This window comes from Enterococcus sp. DIV1315a, assembly GCF_051712325.1.
Taxonomy (GTDB): domain Bacteria; phylum Bacillota; class Bacilli; order Lactobacillales; family Enterococcaceae; genus Enterococcus; species Enterococcus faecalis.
Map to the genome: position 1 here is coordinate 2,656,413 of NZ_JBIOOS010000001.1, position 26,533 is coordinate 2,682,945.

23 protein-coding genes are annotated in these 26,533 nt (G+C 40.1%); 2 read left to right on the forward strand and 21 right to left on the reverse strand.

Annotated features, from left to right (window positions below; translation table 11 throughout):
• Nucleotides 1-15: 15 nt before the first annotated feature.
• From IGJ03_RS12555 to IGJ03_RS12630, 16 genes are all read right to left on the reverse strand, one after another.
• Entirely contained in the window at nucleotides 16-816 is an 801-nt protein-coding gene (locus IGJ03_RS12555; RefSeq protein ID WP_002355987.1) for an SDR family oxidoreductase, read from the reverse strand.
• A 171-nt stretch (nucleotides 817-987) separates the two neighbouring features.
• The gene (gene mnmG, locus IGJ03_RS12560; protein ID WP_002355988.1) at nucleotides 988-2,886 is read right to left on the reverse strand and encodes a tRNA uridine-5-carboxymethylaminomethyl(34) synthesis enzyme MnmG; all 1,899 of its coding nucleotides are present in this window, start codon (nucleotides 2,884-2,886) and stop codon (nucleotides 988-990) included.
• 19 nt (nucleotides 2,887-2,905) lie between these two features.
• Nucleotides 2,906-4,303: a tRNA uridine-5-carboxymethylaminomethyl(34) synthesis GTPase MnmE gene (gene mnmE / locus IGJ03_RS12565; protein WP_002386434.1), complete on the reverse strand. Its 1,398-nt coding sequence runs from the start codon at nucleotides 4,301-4,303 to the stop codon at nucleotides 2,906-2,908.
• A 232-nt stretch (nucleotides 4,304-4,535) separates the two neighbouring features.
• A complete protein-coding gene (locus IGJ03_RS12570) occupies nucleotides 4,536-9,500 on the reverse strand; it encodes an Ig-like domain-containing protein (RefSeq protein WP_425136021.1) in 4,965 nt (1,654 codons plus the stop codon).
• Between the two features lie 741 nt (nucleotides 9,501-10,241).
• Nucleotides 10,242-11,111 carry a triphosphoribosyl-dephospho-CoA synthase CitG gene (gene citG / locus IGJ03_RS12575; RefSeq protein ID WP_002370585.1) on the reverse strand — a complete coding sequence of 290 codons (870 nt, stop codon included), beginning with the start codon at nucleotides 11,109-11,111 and terminating at the stop codon, nucleotides 10,242-10,244.
• A 6-nt stretch (nucleotides 11,112-11,117) separates the two neighbouring features.
• Entirely contained in the window at nucleotides 11,118-12,290 is a 1,173-nt protein-coding gene (locus IGJ03_RS12580; RefSeq protein ID WP_375804835.1) for an NAD(P)-dependent malic enzyme, read from the reverse strand.
• Between the two features lie 117 nt (nucleotides 12,291-12,407).
• Entirely contained in the window at nucleotides 12,408-13,805 is a 1,398-nt protein-coding gene (locus IGJ03_RS12585; RefSeq protein WP_002355994.1) for an oxaloacetate decarboxylase subunit alpha, read from the reverse strand.
• Nucleotides 13,798-14,334, reverse strand: a complete 537-nt coding sequence (gene citX / locus IGJ03_RS12590; protein WP_002390266.1) for a citrate lyase holo-[acyl-carrier protein] synthase — start codon at nucleotides 14,332-14,334, stop codon at nucleotides 13,798-13,800. The genes IGJ03_RS12585 and citX overlap by 8 nt, the downstream gene beginning before the upstream one ends.
• Nucleotides 14,327-15,859, reverse strand: coding sequence for a citrate lyase subunit alpha (gene citF / locus IGJ03_RS12595; RefSeq protein WP_002355996.1), 1,533 nt, complete (start codon nucleotides 15,857-15,859; stop codon nucleotides 14,327-14,329). The genes citX and citF overlap by 8 nt, the downstream gene beginning before the upstream one ends.
• A 2-nt stretch (nucleotides 15,860-15,861) precedes the next feature.
• Nucleotides 15,862-16,749, reverse strand: a complete 888-nt coding sequence (gene citE, locus IGJ03_RS12600) for a citrate (pro-3S)-lyase subunit beta (protein ID WP_002355998.1) — start codon at nucleotides 16,747-16,749, stop codon at nucleotides 15,862-15,864.
• Nucleotides 16,737-17,045 carry a citrate lyase acyl carrier protein gene (citD, locus tag IGJ03_RS12605; protein ID WP_002355999.1) on the reverse strand — a complete coding sequence of 103 codons (309 nt, stop codon included), beginning with the start codon at nucleotides 17,043-17,045 and terminating at the stop codon, nucleotides 16,737-16,739. Before citD ends, citE begins: the two co-directional genes overlap by 13 nt.
• A 5-nt stretch (nucleotides 17,046-17,050) precedes the next feature.
• Entirely contained in the window at nucleotides 17,051-18,043 is a 993-nt protein-coding gene (gene citC / locus IGJ03_RS12610) for a [citrate (pro-3S)-lyase] ligase (protein WP_002386427.1), read from the reverse strand.
• A 32-nt stretch (nucleotides 18,044-18,075) separates the two neighbouring features.
• Nucleotides 18,076-18,210: an OadG-related small transporter subunit gene (locus IGJ03_RS12615; protein WP_002356001.1), complete on the reverse strand. Its 135-nt coding sequence runs from the start codon at nucleotides 18,208-18,210 to the stop codon at nucleotides 18,076-18,078.
• 21 nt (nucleotides 18,211-18,231) lie between these two features.
• The gene (locus IGJ03_RS12620; protein ID WP_002383526.1) at nucleotides 18,232-19,347 is read right to left on the reverse strand and encodes a sodium ion-translocating decarboxylase subunit beta; all 1,116 of its coding nucleotides are present in this window, start codon (nucleotides 19,345-19,347) and stop codon (nucleotides 18,232-18,234) included.
• Nucleotides 19,348-19,376: 29 nt separating this feature from the next.
• Nucleotides 19,377-19,778, reverse strand: a complete 402-nt coding sequence (locus tag IGJ03_RS12625; protein WP_002386426.1) for an acetyl-CoA carboxylase biotin carboxyl carrier protein subunit — start codon at nucleotides 19,776-19,778, stop codon at nucleotides 19,377-19,379.
• Nucleotides 19,762-20,124, reverse strand: a complete 363-nt coding sequence (locus IGJ03_RS12630) for a hypothetical protein (protein ID WP_002356004.1) — start codon at nucleotides 20,122-20,124, stop codon at nucleotides 19,762-19,764. Before IGJ03_RS12630 ends, IGJ03_RS12625 begins: the two co-directional genes overlap by 17 nt.
• Before the next feature lie 404 nt (nucleotides 20,125-20,528).
• On the opposite strand from IGJ03_RS12630, the gene IGJ03_RS12635 reads away from it, so the two are divergent.
• Together IGJ03_RS12635 and IGJ03_RS12640 are read left to right on the forward strand one after the other, a co-directional pair.
• Complete coding sequence (locus IGJ03_RS12635) at nucleotides 20,529-21,926, forward strand: CitMHS family transporter (protein ID WP_002356005.1); 1,398 nt, start codon at nucleotides 20,529-20,531, stop codon at nucleotides 21,924-21,926.
• Between the two features lie 133 nt (nucleotides 21,927-22,059).
• The gene (locus IGJ03_RS12640) at nucleotides 22,060-22,755 is read left to right on the forward strand and encodes a GntR family transcriptional regulator (protein ID WP_002356006.1); all 696 of its coding nucleotides are present in this window, start codon (nucleotides 22,060-22,062) and stop codon (nucleotides 22,753-22,755) included.
• A 43-nt stretch (nucleotides 22,756-22,798) separates the two neighbouring features.
• Here the strand turns inward: IGJ03_RS12640 and IGJ03_RS12645 are convergent, their stop codons facing one another.
• The 5 genes from IGJ03_RS12645 to rpmH all read right to left on the reverse strand — a co-directional run bounded on the left by IGJ03_RS12645 (nucleotide 22,799) and on the right by rpmH (nucleotide 26,011).
• Nucleotides 22,799-23,521 (reverse strand): response regulator transcription factor, encoded by a 723-nt coding sequence (locus tag IGJ03_RS12645; RefSeq protein WP_002363545.1) that lies wholly within the window; start codon nucleotides 23,519-23,521, stop codon nucleotides 22,799-22,801.
• Nucleotides 23,522-23,698: 177 nt separating this feature from the next.
• Nucleotides 23,699-24,475 (reverse strand): RNA-binding cell elongation regulator Jag/EloR, encoded by a 777-nt coding sequence (gene jag / locus IGJ03_RS12650; RefSeq protein WP_002361456.1) that lies wholly within the window; start codon nucleotides 24,473-24,475, stop codon nucleotides 23,699-23,701.
• A 14-nt stretch (nucleotides 24,476-24,489) separates the two neighbouring features.
• On the reverse strand, nucleotides 24,490-25,317 hold the full coding sequence (locus tag IGJ03_RS12655) for a YidC/Oxa1 family membrane protein insertase (protein WP_002356010.1): 828 nt from the start codon (nucleotides 25,315-25,317) through the stop codon (nucleotides 24,490-24,492).
• Nucleotides 25,317-25,673, reverse strand: a complete 357-nt coding sequence (gene rnpA / locus IGJ03_RS12660; RefSeq protein ID WP_002356011.1) for a ribonuclease P protein component — start codon at nucleotides 25,671-25,673, stop codon at nucleotides 25,317-25,319. Before rnpA ends, IGJ03_RS12655 begins: the two co-directional genes overlap by 1 nt.
• 203 nt (nucleotides 25,674-25,876) lie before the next feature.
• Complete coding sequence (gene rpmH, locus IGJ03_RS12665) at nucleotides 25,877-26,011, reverse strand: 50S ribosomal protein L34 (RefSeq protein ID WP_002356012.1); 135 nt, start codon at nucleotides 26,009-26,011, stop codon at nucleotides 25,877-25,879.
• Between the last annotated feature and the right edge of the window lie 522 nt (nucleotides 26,012-26,533).

The window sequence follows — 26,533 nt, forward strand, 5'->3', positions numbered from 1 at the left end:
TTAGTTTTCCCACCTCTATCCTCTTGTTTTACCTCCAGCTACGTTTGTGGTGATGCCTGTAATATAGCTTGAACGGTCTGATAAATAATAGCATACTAAGTCAGCGACTTCATGGAGTTTTCCGCTACGACCTAATGGAATCGTACTTGTTTTTGAATAACCTGCTCGCAATTGCTCCACAGAAATGTTTCGTGTATAAGCCAATGCTTCTTCGTATGCTAAAGTGCGCAAGCCCGTTTCTTCCATAATGCCTGGCGCAATCCCCACGACACGGACGTTTGATTTTCCTAACTCTTTAGCCCATGAACGTGTATAACTGCTGACCGCTGCTTTCGTTGCAGCGTAGGCGCTTTGCCCTTCGGAGCCTTCTAATCCAGCTTCTGAAGACATATTAATAATGACACCTGCTTGTTTTTGTACAAGAATCCGGCCCACTGCTTGGCTCATTAGGTAGAGCCCTTTTTGATTGATGGCTACAATTTTGTCGAATACCTCATCCGATAATTCATAAGGCCCATGAGGATGATTTTTATCCACCAATAGACGAGGAATATTGATTCCGGCATTATTTACTAGGCCATCTACGGTTCCAAATTTTTCCACCACTTGAGCGACACCCGCTTCTACTTCTGCTCGAGAAGTTACATCGACTTTCACAAAGAGTAAATGCTCATGTTGCGTTTCTGATGCTGAAATATCAAAATTAGCGACATAGACCTCTTGCGCTAACAAGCTTTCAACAATGCTGCGACCAATACCAGATGAGCCTCCTGTGACAATCACTACTTTTCCTTTAATTCCTAACCAATCTGTCATTTGTTCCACTCCTATCATTTGTTTGCGCTTTCAGTATAGGTCAGTTTGTGAAATTATTTAAGACAGTCTTTTTTTGCAGTTTAGAAAAAAAAGTAGACTAATTCAAAACAAAAAAACAGTTGCTTCTTCACAATCAATCATCCGTGAAGAAGCAACTGCTTCAAATTTTTATTATCCTTGCACTTTCGCGATTTTTCCTTGTTCGATGTAGACCATCAAAATGCTAATGTCAGCGGGGTTCACACCGCTGATACGGCTTGCTTGGGCAATCGTTTCTGGTTGGATTTTTTGTAGTTTTTGTTTTGCTTCTGTCGCCAAGCCGTTAATCGCTTGGTAATCAATGTTTTCTGGAATGCGTTTTGCTTCCATGCGTTTTAGTTTCTCAACTTTTTCCATGGCTTTTTTAATGTAACCTTCGTACTTGATTTGAATTTCTACTTGTTCAATTACTTTCGGATCGAGCGCCTCTTCAGGTGCGGGAATAAATTGAGCGACTTCTTGATAACTGATTTCTGGGCGTTTCAGAAAATCTCTAGCTAAAATACCGTCTTTTAAGCCAGCAGCGCCTTTGGTTTCCAAAAATGCTTGCACTTCTTTGGTTGGTTTAATCCGATGTTTGCCTAAGCGGGCAATTTCCGCTTCAACAGCCGCTTTTTTGACTAGATAGGCGGCATATTGTTCTTCTTTGACTAAGCCAATTTCATGACCCATTTCTGTTAAACGTAAGTCCGCATTGTCATGTCGTAAAATCAAACGATACTCCGCACGTGACGTTAATAAGCGATAAGGTTCGTTAGTGCCTTTTGTAACTAAATCATCAATCATGACGCCAATATAGCCATCACTACGTTTTAATACAAGAGGCTCTTTGCCTTGAATTTTCAATGCAGCATTAATTCCTGCCATCAAGCCTTGACCAGCAGCTTCTTCGTAGCCACTAGTTCCGTTCGTTTGACCTGCTGTATAAAGATTTTCAATGACCTTTGTTTCTAATGTTGGGCGTAATTGGTGAGGGACTACCACATCGTATTCAATGGCGTAACCTGTACGCATCATTTCTACTTTTTCTAATCCTTCAATAGAATGAAGCATTTCTGTTTGGACATCTTCTGGTAAAGAAGTAGATAAGCCTTGGACGTAAACTTCTTCGGTATTCAACCCTTCTGGTTCCAAGAACAATTGGTGTCTTGGTTTGTCTGCAAAACGAACAATTTTGTCCTCGATGGATGGGCAATACCGAGCGCCCACACCTTCCACAATCCCAGTAAACATTGGGGCGCGGTGTAGATTTTTTTGAATAATTTCATGCGTTGTTTCATTCGTATAAGTTAACCAACAAGGTTCTTGGTTTTGATTGTAGGCACTATCTGGCGTGCTGTAACTAAAGTGGTTGGGTTCTTTATCGCCTGGTTGTTCCTCTGTCACAGAATAATCAATCGTACTTGATTTTACTCGCGGCGGCGTTCCTGTTTTAAAGCGATCGATTTCTAAACCTAATTCTTTTAAATGATTGGCTAAACCAACGGAAGGTTGTGAATTGTTTGGTCCTGATGAATATTTTAATTCACCAATAATAATTTCGCCACGCAAGGCAGTACCGGCAGTAATCACCACTGCTTGACTACGGTATGCGGCACCTGTTGAAGTTACAACACCACGACAAACGCCATCTTCCACGATTAATTCTTCAACAATCCCTTGACGAAGGGTTAAATTTTCTTCTTTTTCAATGGTATGTTTCATTTCTGTCGCATAGGCATGTTTGTCAGCTTGCGCGCGCAACGCACGCACTGCTGGACCTTTACCAGTATTTAGCATCCGCATTTGGATGTAGGTTTTATCAATGTTTTTACCCATTTCGCCGCCTAATGCATCAATTTCTCGGACAACGACTCCTTTGGCAGGTCCACCAACAGAAGGGTTACATGGCATAAAAGCAACCATATCTAAATTAATCGTTAAAAGTAACGTTTTAACGCCCATTCGTGCGGCTGCTAAGGCTGCTTCAGAGCCAGCATGTCCAGCACCCACGACAATAACATCATATGATTCTGCTTGATATTGATTCATAAAAAATTCCTCTCTTGTCTTATTTTCCTAAACAAAATTGACTAAATAACTGTGTAATTAATTCATCTTGGACACTATCGCCGACGATTTCCCCTAAATAATCCCAACAACGGGTCATATCAATTTGAACTAAATCGACTGGCATACCTGCTTCGATGCCGTTAATCACTTCTTGTAACGAAATCGCTGCTTGATCCAGCAAAGCAATATGACGTGTATTAGAAATATAAGTAGCATCTTTTTCGCCTGTTTGGCCGCCAAAGAAAAGATCAGCAATTTTCGCTTCTAACTGGTCTAATCCTGTGTTTGACAACACCGAAACGGATAAAATTTCTTCTGCAGGGACTAATTCTTGTAATTCGTTAGGATCCAGTTTTGTCGGTAAGTCCATTTTATTTAAAAGAATAACGCGTTTTAAGCCTTTCGTTGCTTCCAACAGTTGACGATCTTCCTCTGTCAATTCTTCGCTTTGATTTAAGACTAACAAAATTAAATCCGAATCTGCTAACGCTTTGCGGCTGCGTTCGACACCAATTCGTTCCACAATGTCTTCTGTTTCGCGAATCCCCGCTGTATCAATTAATTTTAAAGGAACGCCGCGAACGTTAACGTATTCTTCAATGACATCACGTGTCGTTCCAGCAATATCTGTAACGATAGCTTTTTCTTCTCGTAACAGATGGTTTAACAAACTGGATTTCCCGACATTTGGTCGGCCAATAATTGCTGTACTTAGACCTTCTCGCAAAATTTTTCCTTGTTTAGCGGTCGTTAATAATTGTTGAATCTGCGCTTTCACAAATTCGGCTTTTTCTAAAAGTAATTTCGTGGTTAATTCTTCGACATCATCATACTCTGGATAATCAATATTAACTTCTACTTGCGCTAAAGTATTTAAAATTTCTTGTCTTAATGAACGAATTAACGCCGACAAGTTACCATCCAATTGGTTCAATGCAACATTCATCGCTTTATCTGTTTTAGCACGGATTAAGTCCATCACTGCTTCTGCTTGTGAAAGATCCATTCGGCCATTTAGAAAAGCACGTTTTGTAAATTCCCCAGGTTCGGCCATTCGTGCGCCTTCACGTAACAGTAATTGCAGTAATTGGTTCACCACGACAATGCCGCCATGACAGTTAATTTCTACCACGTCTTCTCGTGTAAATGTTTTCGGTGCCCGCATCACAGAAAGCATGACTTCATCAATCAATTGATCGTTTTGCGGATCAACAATATGACCATAATGAATCGTGTGCGTGGGGACTTTAGCTAAATCTTTAGTGCCTGACCGATAAACTTTGTTTGCAATAGCAACTGCTTGCTCGCCACTTAAGCGAACAATACTAATCGCACCTTCACCTGGCGGCGTAGAAATCGCCGCAATTGTATCAAATTCCATTGTAGCTGATTGCATAATTAGCTTCCTTTCTTCATAACAACAAAAAAAGCGCCCACTCCTCCTGCATTAAAAAATTCAGGTTGGATTTAGCACTTTCACTGCTTGTTCCTTCGATTTTCTGAAAATAGAATAGCACATTTTATTCTATTTGGCAATTTTTCTTCATTAAATGGAACGAGAAAACGTATCATTGAGTGGGGAATTCTCAACAATACGTTTTCTCATCTATAGGAATTAAAGGAGAGAGCTAGTTTTTACGTTTGCGTTTGATGATTCCCATGCTCGCAAGGAGTGCGACAAAGGCGCCAAACAAACTTGTTGTCACGGCTGAAGACTCTTTTTCACCTGTGCTAGGTAAGAAGCCTGTTTTCCCGTGATTTCCAGTGCCATAACTGATGGTGCTTAGTTTAGGGTGGTAGCCACTACCATTTGTACCGAGGCCATTGCCTAGTGAACCTAAGCCAGAACCTGTTGTGCCTAAACCAGAACCTCCATTTGGATTTGAACCTGTGTTTGAACCATTCCCATTATTCCCGCCAGTTGCGCCATTGTTTCCTGTATTGCCGCCTGTATTGCCGTTATTTCCGCCAGTGTTACCATTGCCTCCTCCAGGATTTGTTGGGTCGGCTGGCGTCATGAAGGTTGTAGCCGTACTGTAATGTCCTGCGCCATCGGTAGCTGTCGCAAGTAAACTTTGTTGAGCAGTCGCTTGTCCCGCTGTTAATTGGATAGCGAAGTTGCCTTCAGCATCGGTGGCACCTACAGCAATCACACTTCTTAATAGTCGGTTACTAATTTGAATGATTCGGTTTGGTTCAGCTGTTCCTTTGATAAGGTAGCCGGCTTTAGACGTTCCTAAAACTGAAGAAACAGTTGGTGCCGCAATTTTAATTTCTGGTTCTCCCGTAATATCGGCTGGCGTCATAAATGTGGTTTTAGGACTCACATTTCCTTGTGTATCTGTGGTTAGTGCGGTTAACGTTTCTTTTTCTGTTGCTAACCCTGCTGCAATATGAACGGAGAAGGTGCCTCCAGTAGTTGTACTGCCACTTGCCAATAATTGTTCACTGCTATTGTAAAATTGAACCGTGACATTTGGATCAGCAGTTCCAGTGACTGTATAGCCATTGGCTTTGTTTCCTTCAACCTTCGTAATAGTTGGCGCCGCTAAAACAACATCCGCTGGAATAACGGCTGTAGCTGGTTGACTTTCATTGCCAGCGCCATCTTTGCTAATAATCGTAATCGTTTCTCCTGGTGTCACTACGCCAGCTGGTAGAGTCACCGTATATTGGCCGGTTTCGTTAGCAGTTGTAGCAGCAATGATGGTTCCGTCTGCGTCACGGACATCAATAGTGGTTTTTGGCTCCGCCGTGCCAGTGATTTCGTAACCTTTATTAGAATTTCCGGTAATAGAATCAATGGTTGGTGTGGCTAAGTCGGCTGGTGTAGTTGCTGTAGCCGGCTGACTTTCTTTCCCTGTTGCATTTTTCGCTACGACAGTTATTGTTTCGTTAGCTGAGGCCTTCCCTGGCTCTAAAGTCACTGTGTATTTGCCATCAGTTCCAGTAGTTGCCATGCCAAGGACTGTGCCATCGGCATCACGCACCTCAACTGTTGTACCAACTTCTGCTGCTCCTACTACTTGATAGCCTTTTGTCGTGCTACCAGTGATTTTGTCAACAGTAGGTGTCGCGACTGATGCATCTGGATCAGCAGGTGTTTTGAAAGCAGTCGGATTACTTTCTTTCCCAGCAGCATCTTTCGCAATGGCAATTAAGGCTTCGTTAGCTGTTGCTGTGCCCGTCGGAAGAGTGATTGTAAAGGCGCCAGCACCATCAGTCGTTCCCGTAGCAATAACTAAACCTGCTTCATTGTGAATCTCAATGGTGACATTTGGCTCTGCCGTGCCGGTTACTTGATACCCAGTGGCAGTTGTTCCTGTAACAGTCGTCACAGTTGGTGCTGCTACGGTTGCATCTTCAGGGACCGTCACTTCCGTTGGTTGACTTTCATTGCCGTCACCGTCTTTTCCAACAACTGTTAATGTATCACCAGGATTAGCGGCTCCCGCTGGAAGGTCCACAGTAAAGTTTCCTTGATCATCCGTTGTCGTTGTACCAATAATTGTTCCATCTGGGTTCCGTACTTCAATGGTGGTATTAGGGTCCGCCGTCCCAGTGATTTCATAACCAGTTGTTGAATCTCCAGTAATGTCACCAATTGTTGGTGTGGTAACATCAGCGGGTGTCATAGCTGTAGTTGGTTGACTCTCAAGTCCAGTATCATTTTTAGCAACTACATTCACTGTTTGTTTCGCTGTTGCTTTTCCTGAAGCTAACGTCACAGTATATTGGCCAGTCGGTCCAGTTGTTGCGGTGCCTAAAACTGTTCCGTCTGTTGCACGAACTTCAATGATGGTGCCAAGTTCAGCGGTACCTGTCACTTTATATCCTTGTGTTGTATTCCCAGTAACTTTGTCGACACTTGGCGGTGCCACTACTTCATCTGCTGGTGTTTGGAAGGTTGTCGGTGTACTTGTATTGCCAGCAGGATCTTTGGCTAACGCTGTCAATGTTTCATTCGCATTTGCCGTCCCAGCTGGAAGGTTCACAGCAAAGGAACCAGTCCCATCGGCAGTCCCTGTTGCAATCACGTTCCCATCTGCATCACGAATTTCGATGGTAGCATTCGGATCAGCGGTGCCTGTCACCTGATAACCAGCAACTGAATTACCTGTTACTCCTGTTACAGTTGGTGCTGTAACCGTGGCATCAGCAGGAACAAGGACTTCAGTCGGTTGACTTTCATTTCCTGCGTTATCCTTTCCAATCACTGTTAACGTATCCCCAGGATTTGTCGTTCCCGTTGGTAGCGTTACAGTAAAATCACCATTCGCATCAGAGGTACCTGTACCAATGACTGCCCCAGCTGGATCACGAACTTCGATTGTTGTGTTAGGGTCTGCTGTTCCTGTAATTTCATAACCCGAACCAGAGTTGCCTGTGATGTTATCAACCGTTGGTGCAGTGACATCAGCTGGTGTTGTCGCCGTTGCTGGTTGACTTTCCGTGCCACTAGCGTTTTTCGCTACAACGCTCAGCGTTTGATTTGCTGTTGTTTTTCCTGGATCTAAAGTCACTGTATATTTTCCGTCAGTTCCAGTTGTTGCAGTACCAAGGACCGTGCCAGCTGCATCGCGAACCTCAATGGTGGTGCCAACTTCAGCAGTCCCTTTGACCTCATAGCCTTTTGTTGTACTACCTGTTACAGTCTCAACAATTGGCGTCGCCACGGGCGTATTAGGATCCGCTGGTGTTTGGAACGTTGTTGGCGTACTTTCTGTACCGCTGGCGTTTTTCGCTACGGCGGTTAACGTTTCATTGGCGCCTGCTTCACCTGCGGGAACGGTAACTGTAAATGCCCCTGTCCCATCGGCGGTACCTGTGCCTATTACGGTGCCTCCTGCATTTCGGATTTCAACCGTGGCATTGGCGTCGGCAGTTCCTTTAACTTCGTAACCTGCCGTTGAATTACCTGTCACTCCTGTGATTGTTGGTGCGGTTACGGTTGCTTCATCCGCTGGCGTTTGGAACGTTGTTGGCGTACTTTCTGTACCGCTGGCGTTTTTCGCTACAGCCGTTAATGTTTCATTGGCACCTGCTTCACCTGCTGGAATGGTAACTGTAAATGACCCTGTCCCATCAGCGGTACCTGTACCTATCACGGAACCTCCTGCATTTCGGATTTCAACCGTGGCATTGGCGTCGGCGGTGCCTTTGATCTCGTAACCTGCCGTTGAATTACCTGTCACTCCTGTGATTGTTGGTGCGGTTACGGTTGCTTCATCCGCTGGTGTTTGGAACGTTGTTGGCGTACTTTCTGTACCGCTGGCGTTTTTCGCTACGGCGGTTAATGTTTCATTGGCACCTGCTTCACCTGCGGGAATGGTAACTGTAAATGCCCCTGCCCCATCAGCAGTACCTGTACCTATCACGGAACCTCCTGCATTTCGGATCTCAACCGTGGCATTGGCATCGGCAGTTCCTTTAACTTCGTAACCTGCTGTTGAATTGCCTGTTACTCCTGTTACGGTAGGTGCGGTTACTTCACTAGTAGTACCTGCAGCAAAATAAATGTTGGATACACCGTCTGCTGTTGCTAATAAATTAACGTCTAAAAGATCTGTTTGAACGACTGTTCCTACAAAACGAGCATCTAAATTATTGGATAAATTTTGAGGTGTTGAAACGGTAGTTGGTAAAGTAACCGTAGTTGCGCCTAGTAAAGAAGCATCCACTAACTCATTCACACCTGAACCACCAACCGCTAATAAAGGCAAAGCACCTGAAACAGCCACGTTTACCGTGCCTTTGACAGGAAGCAAGGCTGCATTTATGGCTGTGGCGACAAGATTACTTGGGATACTGGTTCCTTTTGCCTCCAAAGCTTGAACGGCCGCATTCAAATCTTGTAAGATGTTTGAAACATTTTGGGCTAAAACTAACCCTAAACCATCACTAATTGGTGCGCTAATGTATGAGCCGTCAGCTGCTAATGTTTCCGGAGCTGTAAATGAAGCAGCACCTAAGTTTTCAATGTTATTCACTAATTCCAACTGACGATTCACTTCCGTCAAATCAATATCAACACCAGTTAAATTCCCTAACGCTCCACTGGTAATTTGAGTAATGACATTGGTTAAATCATTGGCTGCATTCAAAACGGCGGTCAAAAAAGTAACTTTTGAAAGATCAATCGTGACATTGGTATTGATTGCTGCGCTGCCTGCTGCAGCTACATTTCCTCTTAACTCAGGAGGAACCACTAACACCGCTTGTTTTTGTCCACTAAACACAGCGGAAGCATCTGCTAAAGCGCCACCAGAAACCGTGAAATTAACTGGTTGATTTTGGTTTGCGGCTGTCCAACGATTACTCGTTGAAGTGCCACTGTCATTATTTGACGTAACATTTGATAATAGTTCGATATCCAAGACCGCTGCTGATGCACTGATTGTGCCAGAGGTAACAGCTATACTTACAGGGATTGCTAATGACGTAAATAATAAACCACTTGATATTGCTAAATTAAGCATCTTGCGTTTTGTCCATTTTTTATGCTGACTTTTCCGATTAAAATCCTCAACAATTTTCTTTTTCATCTGATCGTCCCTCTTTTCTTTAAAATAAACGATAAATACCAAGATCATTAGCTTCCCCTAGTTGTTCATCTCCCCCTTTAGCGATTTAAATGGATTTAACACCTGCAGTTTAGTACATTTCCTCAGCTTTTCAAAATATAATGCTGTGAATTTTTATATAAAAATTTATTTGATAACAAACATCCTGAATATGTTAAAAAACTCACTAATTCATTAGTGAGTTATTATACAATGAGAGGAAAATGAGGAAGTTTATACGTTTCTCCCCAATCATTAAAGATAAATAAATTATTTTATTATAACTTATCGTTTGATAAATCGATAATTAAATAACGGAAAATTTTTTTATTTTTTTGAGAAATTCCACTATTATTTTTTCTGCTTCTTTGACTGTTTTTATCAATTTTATGGCTGTAAGTCATAAAAACTTTACATCAAAAAAATGACTCTAATTTATAACAATTTTTTCTGTTTTTAAGATTTTTTTTATGAAATTTTTTATATTAAAAAAATTTCATAAAAAAAGGCGACAGCCGTTTTTGAACGAATGCCGCCTTTTAGACAAACAAAAACCTGATTCTAAAAGAATCAGGTTTAGGAAAAGCAAATCAAGATTCGCTTCAACTGTTTATCATCGTATTTGTATACTCTGATAAGAATGATTTCGTAATAAAATATACTGTGTTTCGTGGTATTTGTCAATCGCTTTCTTGAATTCTCTTGAGACCTTTCCATAGGCATATAAGGTCAAAATAACTGACCAAATCAGCGTTGTAACTATCTTTTTAATTAAGGCGTCAGCCAATTTAATTTCATTAGTTTATCTAAAAACACCACCAAAATTAAAGCATCTGCACTGCCACCAATACTCCAATTTTTTTCTTTGAATAAGTGATTCAATCTTTCTAAGCAAAGGGTTCCTCGTAACGTTTGTGTCCCCCCTAAAGCAAAATATTCCTGGATTAACGGTTGATATATTTCAAAAATTTGGACATTTTGACTTCGTTTAATCAAATTCGTATCCTCAACATAGAGCGATAAATAAAGGAGCGTATCAATGAGTTTTTGTTGTTGTGTGCCTTGATGTTTTTGATAATAAGGCACTCCCTGTTCAAAGACAGCGGGATAGCCTTGTTGCGCCTCACCACGGATTCCAGTCAAGCCATGCTGAACAAATAGTCGTTCACCCCAAGTTAGTTTTTCTAGCTCATTCGTAGCGAGGTTTTCAAAGTCAGCCAATAAGTCTTGCGTCATTGTTTGAAGCGTTTGTTGAAACAATTGTAAGGTGCAAGGGGTCTCCCAAATCATTAGACGACCACAGATAGCTAAAAAAATACCTAGAGAAAAAATTGCTCCTTTATGTGTATTGATACCTTCTGTTGCCTCAAACATCGCTCGTTCTGCTTCTAAACCAACTTGTCGAATCGTGCGAAAGGTTGCCTCAATCGGCAAATGACGTAGCTCTGTCCCAGCTTGAACGAAGGTTTCAAAATAAGGAGTCAAAACCACACTACTTTCTAAAAAAGTGAAAACATCCATATCTTGATGGGCGCCTGCATCGACTGGATCCACCAAGCCTGGTTTATTTAAACAGGTCACTTCATAGAGTAGTGCCAATTGTGCTTGCTGCGCTAATTTACTCCTTGCTTGCTTTGTCATTGCCTTTTACGTCCCTTCTTCTGCCGTGGCCTTTTCTTGTTTTATATAGTCTAGTACAGCATTAAAAACCGTGTCAACTACGCCGCCATCAAATACATTAGGTATGAATTTTTCTGCTGTGGGTTCTGAAATCAAAGCGGCCAAGCTTCGTGCTACTGTCATTTGCAAACCGACATCGACTTTTCTGCCTTTCGCTGCCAATAACCCTTTAAAAAGACCTGGAAAAGCTAAAATGTTGTTCACTTGATTCGGATATTTGGAAGAACCAGTTGCTAATAAACGGACACCATTGGCTTGGGCGAGGGCTGGTTCAATTTCTGGTTTAGGATTTGCTAAAGCAAAGATAATTGGGTCTTGGTTCATTGATTTAATCAGGGCTGGCGTTAGCACATCCGCTTCTGATAAGCCTAAAAAAACATCCTGATTGACGACAGCGGTGGCTAAATCTTTGTTTTCTACTGATGGTTTTATTACCTGTCGAAGCAAAGCACGTTGGTAAGGATTCAATGTCGGGTCTTCTTCTCTTAAAACACCTTGGCGATCTACTAAGGTGAGATGCGTAATCCCCGCTTGAATACATAACTTAGCGGTCGCTACACCAGAAGCACCAACTCCGTTAATCACCACACGTAATTGATTTAAAGGTTTTCCTTTAATTTTAGCTGCGTTAATTAGCCCAGCTAAAACGACAATGGCAGTGCCTTCTTGGTCATCATGATACACAGGAATGTTCAAACGTTGTTGAAGTTTTTCTTCAATTTCAAAACATGTTGGTGCAGAAATATCTTCTAAATGGATTCCTGCAAAACTATTTTGTAAATTTTCAATTGTTTGAACCATCTCGTCCACTGATTTTTGTTCCAGTGCTAAAGGAATAGCATCGACCCCCGCCAAATTTTTATAAAGTAAAGCTTTGCCTTCAACAATTGGCAAGCCCGCTTGCGTGCCCATATTGCCGAGACCCAGAACAGCTGACCCATCTGTAATAACCGCAATTAACTTACCACTAATGGTCCACTCGCGCGCTAATTCATGATTTTGGGCAATCATTAAACTCAATTCTGCGACACCAGGTGTATACATTTTGGCTAAATCATGATGGTTTAACACCGCTTCTGTTGCTTCAAGACTTAGCACACCAATATTTTTTTGATGAATTGCTAGAACTTCTTCTAACACATTGTCACTTCCTTTCACGGGCTGCCTTTTTTCTATTTGATGAAGCAAGGGTTTGAACAACCGTTATCGTCGCTCAAACCCTTGCTTCTTTATACATTTTCGGAGCACTTGCCCGTTCTATTCTGGCAAGTCAAGTTTGACTGTCACTTTCTGTAACGGTACATCGTAAAAAGGATCTTCGCGACGTCCTAAAAAGTCTTTTCCTTGTTGTGGGAACATCGCATATAATAGGACATCCTCTTCAGATTTTGCGTATTGTTGGATTTCCTTTTCTAAACTATGCAACTCTGGTTTCAATAAATCCGCTGGTCGACAAGTGATTACCTCTTCATCCCCAATGATTTTTTGCTTAATCTCTTCTGCGATAGGTGCTGGTGATTTGCCGTATTCTCCGCGCACATAATCTTTGATTTCATTCGGTATTAAGGAATATCTTTCCCCAGAAATCACATTCATTAAGGCTTGTGTTCCGACCATTTGTGAAAGCGGCGTAACTAGTGGTGGGTACCCTAAATCCGCTCTTACTTTAGGTACTTCAGCTAAAACTTCTTCATATTTGTCTTGTAAACCTTGCTCCGTTAATTGACTTAATAAGTTTGATAACATACCACCAGGCACTTGATAAATCAAGGTTTTCGGTTCCGTATCTTTAACTTTAGGGTTTAAAATGCCTTCACTTCTAAAGCGATCACGAATCGGATTGAAATAGTCAGCAATCTCTGTTACTTTTTCCATATTTAAACCTGTTTCAAAGCCTAAATCTTCTAACGCAATGGCTACAGATTCTGTGGCTGGTTGACTCGTACCACCAGCGAAAGAAGAGATAGCTGTATCGATGATATCCGCACCTGCTTCAGCAACTTTTAAATAGGTCATCTCAGAAATACCACTAGTCGCATGCGTATGCACCTCTAAAGGTAAATCAATGGCATCTTTCATTTTGCTCACTAATTCAAAACCCGTTTGTGGCGTCAAAACGCCTGCCATATCCTTAATACAAATGGAATCCGCTCCTGTTTGACTTAATTCTTTGGCTAATTTTACAAAGTAATCGATGGTATGAATTTCACTCGTAGTATAAGAAATCGCTGCTTGACAGTGTCCGCCAGCTTCTTTTGTTGTTTGAATTGCTGTTTGTAAATTACGGACATCATTCAAGGCATCGAAAATACGAATAATATCAATCCCATTTTCAACTGATTTTTCGACAAAGGCCCGCACCACATCATCAGCGTAATGACGATATCCTAGTAAATTTTGTCCTCGTAATAACATTTGAAGTTTGGTATTTTTAACTTCTTTGCGAATTTGGCGAAGACGTTCCCAAGGATCCTCGTTTAAATAGCGGACACAGGAATCAAACGTTGCCCCGCCCCACATTTCTAATGCATGAAATCCTGCCTCGTCCATTGTTTTAATAATCGGCAGCATATCTGAGGTTGGCATCCGTGTTGCAATTAAACTTTGTTGTCCATCCCGTAGCACCGTTTCTGTAAAACGAATTTTTTTACTCACTTGGCTGCTCCTTTCGTGTCAAAATTATTTCTGTTATTTTTTCTTGCATTGCTTCAAGACTGTGACGTCGATTTCGTCCACAGACTTTCGCCTCTTCTTGGCAAATAAAACAGCGCCGTGGTGGCAAGCCTAAATCTCCTCGATGAAGGCTTTTTAGTTCTTCATTTCCCCATAAAACATCTAGGTCCACTAAACGACCATAAGGATGTGTTTCTTCAATTTTGACCATTCTTTGTTTTAATTCTTGTGGGGCTAACGAAACCGCCAAATAATATTCAGGACCTGTTTTTTCATTCCGGTAAAAATTAACAATCGGTACTTGATCCAGCAATTGTTGCTCGACTTCGTCAATTACTTCTAAAAAAACAGCCGTTAAAGTGGGCGAATTTTTTACTTCTCCAGGAATATTCATTGTGGCAGATAAGAGACTAGCTTCTGGTGCTGTTTCTAACAACTCCTTCTGTGTGGCAGCTCTTTGTTCGCGAGCATCCAACATCTCTAAAAGTGTTACTTTTTCCCCATTAAACATTGCGTACCACATCAATTAGACTACCATCTCGGTATTCAATTAACGCAACAACTTTGTCTCCATATTTAATTGGTTCCGGGGTGCCAACAATGTTGTAGGCTTTGTCTTTCAACTCTTCTAACGTAAACTGAGGAACATCTAAGGTTTTAAAACAATCAATTAAGTCTGTTCTTTTTGGATTGATTGCAATGCCGACTTCTGTTACTACGACATCGACACTCGTACCTGGTGTAACGACTGTATTTACTTGCTCGACGATTGTTGGAATCCGTCCACGAACAAGTGGTGCAATCACTAGACTCATTTTACAAGCCATACTTGTATCGGAATGTCCGCCAGAAGCACCACGGATGACACCATCTGAACCAGTAATGACATTTACATTAAAATCTGTGTCCACTTCTAAAGCAGATAAAATAGCTGTATCTAATTGATTAATAACCGCCCCTTTGCTAAGCGGTGAAGCATACATATTGGCATCAATTTCATAATGATTGGCATTTTCTCCTAAAGAAATAGCTGATGGATGATCAAAGTCTTGGACGTCAATAATTTTTTCTACTAAACCTTCTTCCAAAAGTTCCACCATTGCATTCGTAATTCCGCCTAAAGCGAAACTTGCTTTAATGCCATCTTTAAGCATTTGTTCTCTCATGAACCGCGTAACTGCTAGTGAAGAGCCACCTGTTCCTGTTTGGAATGAGAAGCCTTCTTTGTAGTAAGGAGAATGTGTAATTATTTTTGCGGCATATTCAGCAATCAATAATTCTTTAGGATTCTTTGTAAAACGTGTCGCGCCTTTGGCAATTCCATCTGGATCACCAATTGCATCAATTTCTACCACATAATCAACATCTGTTTGTGGAATACTAATAGGGGTATTAGGATATGGTACTAATGTGTCAGTAATGATGACCACTTGATCCGCATATTTTGCATCGACCATCGCATATCCAAGAGAACCACAGGTAGCTTTTCCTTTGGTTCCATTCGCATTTCCATAAGCGTCTGAACTTGGTGCACCTAAGAAAGCTACATCAATATGGATATCACCTGCTGCTACTGCCCGTGCCCGGCCACCATGTGAACGAATCACCACAGGATTTTCCATGATACCTGCTGAAATAGCGGCGCCTACTTTATCTCTCAAACCTGAAGAAGTAATGTTGGTGACTACTCCATTTTTAATGTGTTCGATCAAAGGTTCATGAACATTTGCAATTGAACTAGGTGCAATCGAAATGTTTTTCAGCCCCATGGCGGCAATCTCGGCTAAAACTAAATTCATCACATAGTCTCCTTCACGGAAATGGTGATGGAAAGAGATGGTCATGCCATCTTTTAAACCTGTTTTTTCAATTGCTTCACGAATACTTCCTAAAAGTTTTGTCTCCCGAGGTTTCACTGGTTTAATTGCTCGGCTCGCTTCTTGATAAGCATCAATGTGTGCTAATTCTCCTTCATAAATGCCGTATTGCTCTGCATAAGATTGAGGAATGTCTTTGCCTACTTTATTTACTACCATGTCTATATTTCCTCCTCGGTAATTAATTTAGCCGCCAATGCTAACGCAATGACCCGTTCAGCTCGTTCAACAATTGGTTTATCAACCATTTTTCCATTTACGGAGATAACACCGGAACCTTTTGCTTCGGCTTCCCGAATGCCCCAGATTACTTCCTTAGCATTCTGGATTTCTTTTTCTGTTGGCGCATAAATAGTATTAACTAATGGGATTTGACGAGGGTTAATCACCGATTTCCCATCGAAACCTAGCTGTTTAATCAAACGAACTTCGGCTTCAAAGCCTTCCGTATTGTCTACATCTGAATAGACCGTATCAATAGCTGCAATCCCAGCTGCTCGAGCGGCATGTAAAATCATGCTACGAGCAAAGAATAGTTCTTGGCCATCTGGATGGCGCCGTGTTTTCATATTGGTAACATAGTCTTCGGCGCCTAACGCGATGCCAATCAAGCGAGTTGAACTTTTGGCAATCGCGGGCGCATTTAGAACACCTTCAGCCGATTCGATAGCAGCCATCATTTTCGTTGTTCCTACGGGAATGTCATTTTGCTGTTCTACTTCTGTAATGACTGCCTCAACATCAATGATATCTTGGGCTGTTTCTGTTTTTGGTAAACGAATCACATCGACACCAGCTAAGACCATTGCTTCAATATCTTCTGCGCCACCAGCATCTAAAGCATTGATCCGAACAACAATTTCAATATTGCCATAATCGAAAGTTTTCAAAGCAGAATGGACTAAAACACGGGCAGAGTCTTTTTCTTTTAATGAAACTGCATCTTCTAAATCAAACATGATTGAATCTGCCCCATACAAAGGTGCATCTCTTAGCATTGCTGCGTTCGCTCCAGGGACAAACATCATTGTTCTTCTTAAACGTTCCATGAGTCCAACTCCTTCCAATCATACGTTTCTTTTTCAGCGCCTCGATGTAAAACTGTAATCATCCGAGCTTTGATTGTACAATCTAATGCCCCTTTATCAATCGCCTTGACCGCAACGCCTTGGACATCTAAATGTTCCAAAGTTGTCGTAATCACCTGACGAATTTGATTGCCAAATTGTTTTTCGACACTACTTTCTAATTCAATGGTATTTTCTGTTGATTCAATGGGTTGGACGGTAATCATAATATCACTTGATTCTACTGTCCCTGCAGTAGCATTTTTGATAATCTTCACTTTCTTCACCTCATTAGTTTCTTGTGTTCTACTAAGTATTGATAACTTGTTGCTGGTAAAAACTTCTTGAGTGTCTCTTTGTCGCCTTCAGCCATCGCTTTGCGAACTTTCGTCGCACTAATCAGCTCTCCATCACTCGCTAATCGCGGGACAATGGTTAGCGTTATCGTTTGTCCGAAAACTTGTTGCATTGCTTGATTGTAGACATCGGTCACTTCTGAATAAGGCTCTTCTCCCACATAACGTTGCTGAATTTCAAGTATTGGCGCAATTCTTTCTTTAAATAACGTTGCATCAAGCGTTGCTTGAATTGCAGCTACCTCTAATGGCGCTTTTTCTTTCAAAAAATAGGTAGGAAAAGTCGCAGACGAAACTAAGTAATCTTCTGTAGATAGGACTGTCACATTGGGTAAATGGGCGACCCCTTTTTGCACCATTGCGAAACGTGCTTCTTTTGAAAATAGCGATTTATCTTCAGATAAAACAAACACATAAACGTGCGGACTTTCTTTGGCTGCTTTTTCGACTAAGTACTGATGGCCTTTCGTAAAAGGATTTGCATTCATGACAATGCTACTGGCTGGCCCTGCTTTTTTATGCTGTGTCAGGTAATCAAGATAATCGGCAAAATCTGGTTTGCCTTGCTCCATAAATAGCACCTCTTGATTCGCAACCACTTTTTGAAAGCCTAGCGACTGAAAAATTTGTTCATTTTTTGGTTTTGTATACAAAAAACTGTGTAATTGGTTTTCTTCTCTCAGTTTTTCAAGTAGATGAACCACCAATTGGGTTAACAAATTTTCAGATTGATATTTTTTACAAACGGCCACGCACTTAATCGTTTTGCCTGAAAGCGAGCCAGAGGCGATTAATGCTGTGTCATCATATATGCCAACGGTGTAATCAAGTGCTTCTGTCGTTTGCAATGCGGCTTTTTCCATTAATTCGCGCCAAGCTTGATAAGCTTTTTTATCTTTTTGCAACCAGATTCTTTTCATTGTATATACGCTGCTCACAGCAATAACCTCCTTTATTTTTTAATTGGAAATAATTTTGTTAGTAATTTAGATGCTAGATAAATGATAAATAAAACAACGAAAACGCCGCCCCAACCAAAACCTAACAGTTCAAAAGCAATTTTTAAATCTTCCATGTTAACAGACATGTATTCGTTCTCCTTTCCGTCCTATGTTAAAAAGGCTAATAGTAAGCCACCAGCAATTACAGAAGCGATTTGTCCTGAAACGTTGGCACCAGCAGCATGCATTAAAATAAAGTTTTGTGGGTCTTCATCCGTAGCCATTTTTTGAATAACCCGACTAGACATTGGGAAAGCGGAAATACCCGCAGCACCAATCATTGGATTGATTTTTTCTTTTCTAAATAAATTCAAGAATTTAGCAAAAAGCACGCCGCCGACTGAGTCCATAATAAAGGCGACTAACCCTAAGCCAATAACCATCAACGTATCGACTTTTAAGAACTCTGCATAGTTCATGCTAACGGAAATAGATAGTCCTAGCAAGATACTAATAATATTTACCAATTCATTTTGAGCTGTAATGGATAAACGATCCAAAACGCCACATTCTCTTAATAAGTTCCCAAACATTAAGAAACCAACTAATGGTAATGACACCGGCGCAATTAACCCTGCGACAATCGTAATAACAACCGGGAAAAGAATTTTCGCTGTTTGAGAAACTTCACCGGCCCGATAAGTCATACGGATACGACGTTCGGCTTTCGTCGTCACTGCTTTAATCGCTACTGGTTGAATAATCGGAACTAACGCCATGTAGGAGTAAGCGGCAACCATTATGGCCCCCATGTATTTTGAATGTAAGGTATTTGCTACGAAAATAGACGTTGGGCCATCAGCGGCACCAATAATCCCAATCGAAGCAGCATCGTTTAAATCAAAACCTAATAAAACAGCCATAATAACTGTAAAGAAAATCCCAAACTGTGCAGCGGCACCAAACATCAACATAAATGGATTTTGTAACAATGGCCCGAAATCAATCATTGCCCCAATCCCAATAAATAATAATAACGGGAATAATTCTGTTTTTATTCCAAAATCAAAAAGAACATTAAACGGACCTGGCTCGCCGCCAGCGCTCAATACGCCGGAATTAGGAAAGTTCACTAAAATCGTTCCTAAACCCATCGGCACTAAAAGTGTTGGTTCATACTCTTTTTTTATTCCTAAATACATTAATAGTCCACCAATCAGCATCATCACAATGCGTCCTGGTTCTTGGCCCATTCCTATAACACCTTGAATCAGTGTCTCCACACAAATCACTTCCTCTTCTTAAATTAATTCTAGTTAATTGTTATTAATGGTTCCCCTGGATTCACAATTTGGCCTTGGGTAACATGAATTCCTGTTACCGTACCTGCTTTTCCTGCAACGATTTCATTTTCCATCTTCATTGCTTCTAAAATTAACAATGGTTGGTTCTCGGACACCGTATCACCAACATTGACTAATACTTTTAACACAGTTCCTGGCATTGGCGCAGGCATTGCATCTGCTCCTGCTGGGGCGGCTGGCTGTGCTGCTGACGCTGGGGTTTCTTCAACAGCAGGGGCTGGTGTTTCTGTCGTAGCAACTGGCGCTGTTGGTTGTGGCGCAACAGGTGCTGGTTGTGGGACGCCACCGATTTCTTCCATCTCGACTAAATATTCTTTCCCATCAATTGAAATTTTAAATTTGCGTAACATAATGATCCTCCTCAAGGTTTTGTTTTGAAATTCTTTTGACAACTAGCTGAGACTCTTCTGAAAGCTCTGCAGCTATACTGGCTGCAATAATGGCAACTTCTTTTGCTTCTGGATTTCGTTTTGCGATTTTTTTGATAACAAAACGACTTTCTGGAAACTCTCCTGCTGCGATGGCAGTGGCCACAATACTTACCAATTGATATTCTTTTGGTTCAGCAGGAATATATGCTGGTATATCTATCCATCGCTTTTCCAAGTTATCCGCTTCACGTTGGATAACGCTTTCATTAATCTCGGTATCCTGCGTGTGTTGCTCTTTCTTGAATAAGGACTTAAATAGGCCCATATTGTCTCTCCTTTCACTAATTCTTGGTATACGTTCATTATAGAAAAAACCGTTAAAAAACCTAGTGAAAACACTAGCTCAGATTGTTCTTTTATTGTTTATTTTGTGAAAAAAACTCTGTAAACATTGGTATATAAGCATTTATCAGCCGTTAAGATTCTATTAATATTATATTAAGTTATTAATAAGAATTTGATTGTTGAATTGTTTTTTTGATGTTCTTTTTGTTTTAGGCTATTTATTCTCTGCGAAAGTTTGTATATTCTCACACTATAGACAAACACAAAAAATATTTTTTGTTGTAAACCAGAATACTGTGAAACATTTCTCATGGCTATTCTTTTTTATTAACACCGGTTGTTAACGCTTACAAAAAAGTTCTAAAAAAAGAAAGGAAGAAAAACATGTTACTCACTATTTTAGCTTATGGTATGATTATCATCTTTATGTATGTAATCATGAAAAAGAAATTGTCACCGTTTACATCTTTAGTAATTATTCCTCTTATTTTTACTTTGATTGCAATTGCAACTGGAGTAGCGAGTCCGCCACCTGGTGCTGACGGTGTTGTCCCTGAAGTCAACATTGGGAATTTCGTCTTAGATGGGATTTCAACTACTTCAAAAACTGGTATTATGTTATTATTTGCCATTCTTTACTTCTCTATTATGTTGGACGCTGGTTTGTTTGACCCAATCACTAAAAAAATGATTTACTTTGCTAAAGGCGATCCAATGAAAGTCTTGATGGCTACTGCGGTAGTTGCTGCTGCTGTTTCCTTAAACGGAGATGGAACAACCACGACCTTGATTTGCTGTTCTGCGTTTATTCCCATCTACAAAAAACTTAATATGAAATTGATGAATTTAGGTGTGCTTGTTATCTTACAAAACACCATTATGAACTTATTACCTTGGGGCGGTCCAACAGCTCGTGCCATGGCCGTACTAGAAGTTGATGCCGACATTCTTTCTTATTTAGCACCTGGTATGATTTTATCTGTATTGTATGTTATCTTCTTTGTTGCTTATCGCATGGGGAAAAAAGAACGTGCTCGCTTAGGCGTGACAACGCTTACTGATAAAGAATTGGAAGAAATGACTATTGTTAACGATCCAGAATTATTAGAAATTCGTCGTCCAAAGAATTTTGCGTTCAATGGTATTTTAACGATTGTCTTAATCGGTTGGTTAGTCCTAAGTTCATTCGTTGGTCAATTAGGTTTGCCTTCGTGGATTGAAATGCCACCGTTATTATTATTCCTAGTTGGTACTTGTATCGCTTTAATGATTAACTATCCAAAATTAAAAGATCAAAGCAGCCGTATCAGTGCAAATGCTGGTGATGCTGTGCAAGTAGTTATCTTAGTTTTTGCTGCTGGCGTCTTCATGGGCTTATTCCAAGGTTCTGGTATGGCCAATGCCTTAGCAAATAGCTTTGTTAATATTATTCCAAAACAATTAGCCGGCGCTTGGGGCTTAGTGATTGCGTTCATTTCAGCACCAGGAACATTCTTTATTTCAAACGACGGTTTCTATTTCGGTGTCTTACCAGTCCTAGCAGAAGCTGGACGTTCTTATGGATTTGACAATATGTCTATGGCTTTAGCTTCCTTAATGGGGCAAGCGTTCCACTTATTAAGTCCATTAGTGGCATTTATTTACTTGCTATTACGTTTAACTGGTTTAGATATGGGCCAATGGCAAAAAGAATCGGCAAAATATGCCTTAGGAATTTTCGTTATTTTCGTTGTTACAATTGTTGCTTTAGGTCACATGCCTTTATTTATTCCACAAAATTAAACGTCGTCGCTGAAACCGTAGGAGTACCTTTTCTCCTCGGTTTTCTTTTCATTTTGTCTTTTCTTGCGTTATATTTTCATTTTTAATATTATATTTATTATCTATAAAAATAACCTATAGGGAGGTGCCTCATATGAATCCAACGGTTGAAGCAGTAAAACGGAACTTAGATTTAACCAGCAGTAAACCTCTAAAAATTTGTACCTATGAAGCCTTTAAGAAAACCATTATTTTAGGGGATATTCCTGCAGGTGAACGGATTAATGAAAAAGAATTTTCCGAGCAATTAAACATTAGTCGGACGCCCATTCGCTTTGCTTTACAAGAATTGGTTAAAGAACAATTGGTGGAACATATACCTATGGTGGGTATCGTGGTTAAAGGGATTAGTATGAAAGATGCTTATGAAATTTATGATATTCGTAAATCTTTGGACACTTTAGCAACCATTAAAGCCATGGAACTCATGACACCAGAAGATTTTGATGAATTGGAAGCCTTACTTCTCGAAGGAGAACAATACAATAAAAATAACCAAGTAGATGACTTACTACAGAACTTTTCAGATTTTAATTCCTTTATTTATACTAAGAGTCAGATGCTACGTTTAAAAAAAATTGTGACTGATCTCCATGCTTACTTAATCTATTTCAGAGATATTGCGATTCGTGCCTCAGAACGTCGTAGTATTGCCCTAGAAGAACATTGGTTAATTTTCCGCGGAATGAAAACAAAGAATATTGACCAGATCACACTTTTAACCCATGAACATCTAAATCGTTCGCTTCAATTTATTTTGAAAGAAATGGAACGTCGACAAATTGAATAATCAAAAAAGACCCGCAGTCGCTCGTGCAACTGCGGGCCTTTTTTCATTTTTTTTGTACGCAACCATCTGGCGTAAAGGTATAACCAATGCCCCAAACGGTCCGAAGGTAACAAGGTTCTTTCGGGTTTTCTTCTAATTTACTTCGTAAACGATTAATAAAAACCATAATCGTATTCGCATCGACATCCCCAGTACCCCAAACACTGCTGTAAATTTGTTCTTTAGAGAATACTTGCTCGGGATTCTCCAGAAAAAATTGAATTAATTGAACTTCTTTCGAAGACAATGAAATAGGTAAATCCTTTTTAAATAGTTGATAACGACCATAATCAAAACGGAAATCGCCTACCTGTAGCTCTTCTTTTTTATAAACATTCAATTGTTTTCGAATCATTCGAGCTCGATTCAACGAAGCAATCACCTGAGCCTTAAAAACATTCAAGGAAAAAGGTTTCGTTATATAACTATCCACGCCCATTTCCAAGGCTGCAATGATATCCTCTTCTTCTTTTTTGCTACTAAAAAAGATAATTGGCACTAGTGGATATTTCTCTCTAATCATTTGGACTAAGTAGTAACCATCGCTGTCATGTTCCAAGTTATCATCTAAAATGAACAAATCAAAGGTAACTCTGGACACGATATCTTTTGTTTTTTCAATTGATTCACTTTGGTAAATAAGAATACCTGTTGATTGTAATGCTTTCCAAATCAAGCGACGAACTGCTGCATCATCATCTACAACCAGTATTTTCTCCGTACGCATACCTGTTGCTCCCCCTACGTCTCTTTACAAAACTTTTTCATTTGAATTTACTACTGGAGTAATTACTGATTATCATAACATAAAAAAAGAAACGGAGACGGCTAAAAAATCATTTAACAAAGAAACGTTGGCAACTATTCAGTCCCTGCTGAGAGTTGCCAACGTTTCTTTGTTTGTTTAAAAATACTTCTTAACTGGTTCAACCACTAAATACCGATAAGGTTCATCCCCTTCAGAATGGGTTTTGATTTGCTCATCTTTACTTAGCGTGTGATGAATTTGTTTTCTTTCAAAAGCCGGCATTGGTTCCAAGAAGACTGGCCGCCCAGTGCGTTTGGCTTTTTCCGCGGTGCGTTTCGCTAAACGTTCCAAAATTTCATGACGTTTTTCACGATAATTTCCGACATTCACAACAATCGATAGCTTATTGCTTGCAATGCGGTGAATAAAGACTTGCGCTAAATACTGTAACGCATTTAACACTTTTCCGTGTTTTCCAATTAAGATACCTTGTTTTTCTGTTTCTAAATGGAAGATAATATTGCCATTCTCGCGCGCTATGCGAACCATGGCAGGGGCGTTCAGTTCATTTGAAATATTCGTTAAATACATCGCTAATTCAGTAATAGCAGCTTCGTCTTCCAGATTTTCTAAAGAATGTGTTGATTCCTCTGAGAGACTAGGAATTGCTTCGGTTAATTCCTCAACTGCTTCTTCCACTGCTGTTGCTTCATCGGCAACAACAATATCTTCCACTGTTTCTTCGACCGCTTCTGTGACTTGCTCACTAATCGTTGGTTCCATTGAAATTTGGGCAAGTTTTTTTCCTAGACCTAAAAATCCTTTTTTTCCTTCGTCTAACACATCAATTGTAACATCCTCTTTGGTTAAACCAAGTGCTTGTAAGCCTTTCTGCGTTGCTTCTTCGATTGTATTTCCTTCATAAATCGGCATCTGAACGACCTCCTTTATTTTTTCTTCCCTTTTTTCTTAGGACTTTTTGCTCGTTCAAGCGCTCGCTCCCGTGCTTTGGCTTGACGTGCTGCTTCCTCCCGCTCTTTACGGATTTTGAATGGATTGTTTAATAACAATGTTTGCCCTGTTTGGAAGGCATTTGAGACCACCCAGTAAAGAGATAAACTGCTGGCTAATGAAATCCCCATAAAGAAGATCATCGCTGGCATAACGTAATTCATAATTTTCAGTGAGGCATTTGTTTCTAGTTGGCTCATACTTGAAAGATACGTACTAGCAAACGTAAAGACAGCTGCTAAAATCGGTAAAATTAAATACGGATCCGGCTTATCGAGGCTTAACCACAAGAACGTTCCTTCTTTTAACTCAGGCACGCGTGAAATGGCTTGATACAAAGCCATCATGATTGGTAGTTGAACCAACAGTGGTAAACAGCCAATGTAAGGATTCACATTATTCTCTGCATACAAACGTTGCTGTTCTTCTCGGAATAAGCGTTGTGTTTCAGGATCTTTTGAAGAATATTTTTGTTGCAAGGCCTTTAATTGCGGTTGCAACTCTTGTGTTTTACGCATACTCTTCGTTTGGAAATGCATCAACGGCAATAAAATAATCCGGATGACTAACGTAAATAGGATAATCCCAATTCCGACACTGCCGCCTAATGATAGGAACTTAATCGCTTGGGCAAAATAATAAACAATGTATCGATCCCAAATTCCTGTACTACTTTCACTTACGGGCGCGGTTCCGCAGGCGGATAAAACAAAGACTAAGGTCACTAACCCAGCCATTAATAATAAGCGCTTATACTTCTTCACTACTCAATTCCCTCTCTTACATCTAATATTTTAGCTAAATTTAACACATGTGTTAAATTAGCTTTCACTTCTTCAGACGATAACTTTTCCAATCCTGGACGTGCAATCACGATAAAATCAATTTCTGGAGAGATACGGTCTTTTAATTGAAATAAACTCGCGCGGATTTTCCGCTTCACAGCATTTCTTGTGACCGCGTTTCCAATTTTCTTCCCAACAGAAATCCCCACTCGAAAATGGGCTTGTTGTGGTTTCTCTAAAACGTACACCACGAAACGACGATTTGCACAAGATTGTTTTTTATTAAACACCTGTTGAAATTCTTTTTCTTTCTTGACACGGTAGGACTTTTTCATCGGCATCCCTTTGTTTCTATATTTTTTTACTTCTTAATAATAATAGCATATTTCCGCTCTTTTTTAGTAGCCTTTTCTATAGAATCCTGCTTTCTTTTATTGAAAACAGAAAAAGAACCCTTAGTTATCTTCACATCTTCCAAAAAATTATGGAGATAACTAAGGGTTCTTAGAAATTGACTGTTTAAAAGACCAGACCATCATTAAGCAGAAATAACTTTTCTACCTTTACGACGACGGCTTGCTAATACGCGACGGCCATTTTTAGTGCTCATACGTTTACGGAATCCGTGAACTTTTTGGCGTTTACGTTTGTTTGGTTGATACGTTCTTTTCATGCAATTACACCTCCTGAAATTGTAACTATCCATCAATATATAGACATACTTTGATAGTATAACGAGTAATAGGGTCTTTTGTCAATAAAATTTAAGAAATATTTCCTGAGAAAGATTCGTTTCAATTATCCACAAATTAAATTTTCCTGTGAGTAGCTTGTGGATAGTTTTCCACATTTTTTTCTGTTCACAGCCATTTTTCCACTAGTTTTACACAAAAAAACAGCCTGTTAAAAAGTTTTGCACAGGTGTTTTTCCAGCTGTTGATAAGTTCTTGAAACATGATTGTGTCAAGCTTAATTATTCTCAACTTTTTGTGGATAACTCATTAAACAACCACTTTCTTCCGCAAGTGTCGACACCCTGTGGAAAACTTTTTTCACCCTTGTGTACTTTTTTTCCACATTGAACAATTGCTTGTGGAAAAAGTTTTAAAAAAATGCTAAAATCGACTATGCTCATTCTTTTAAGTTATCCACATTTTTTAGATAACCAAAATTTAAACATATAGGAGGTCACTGT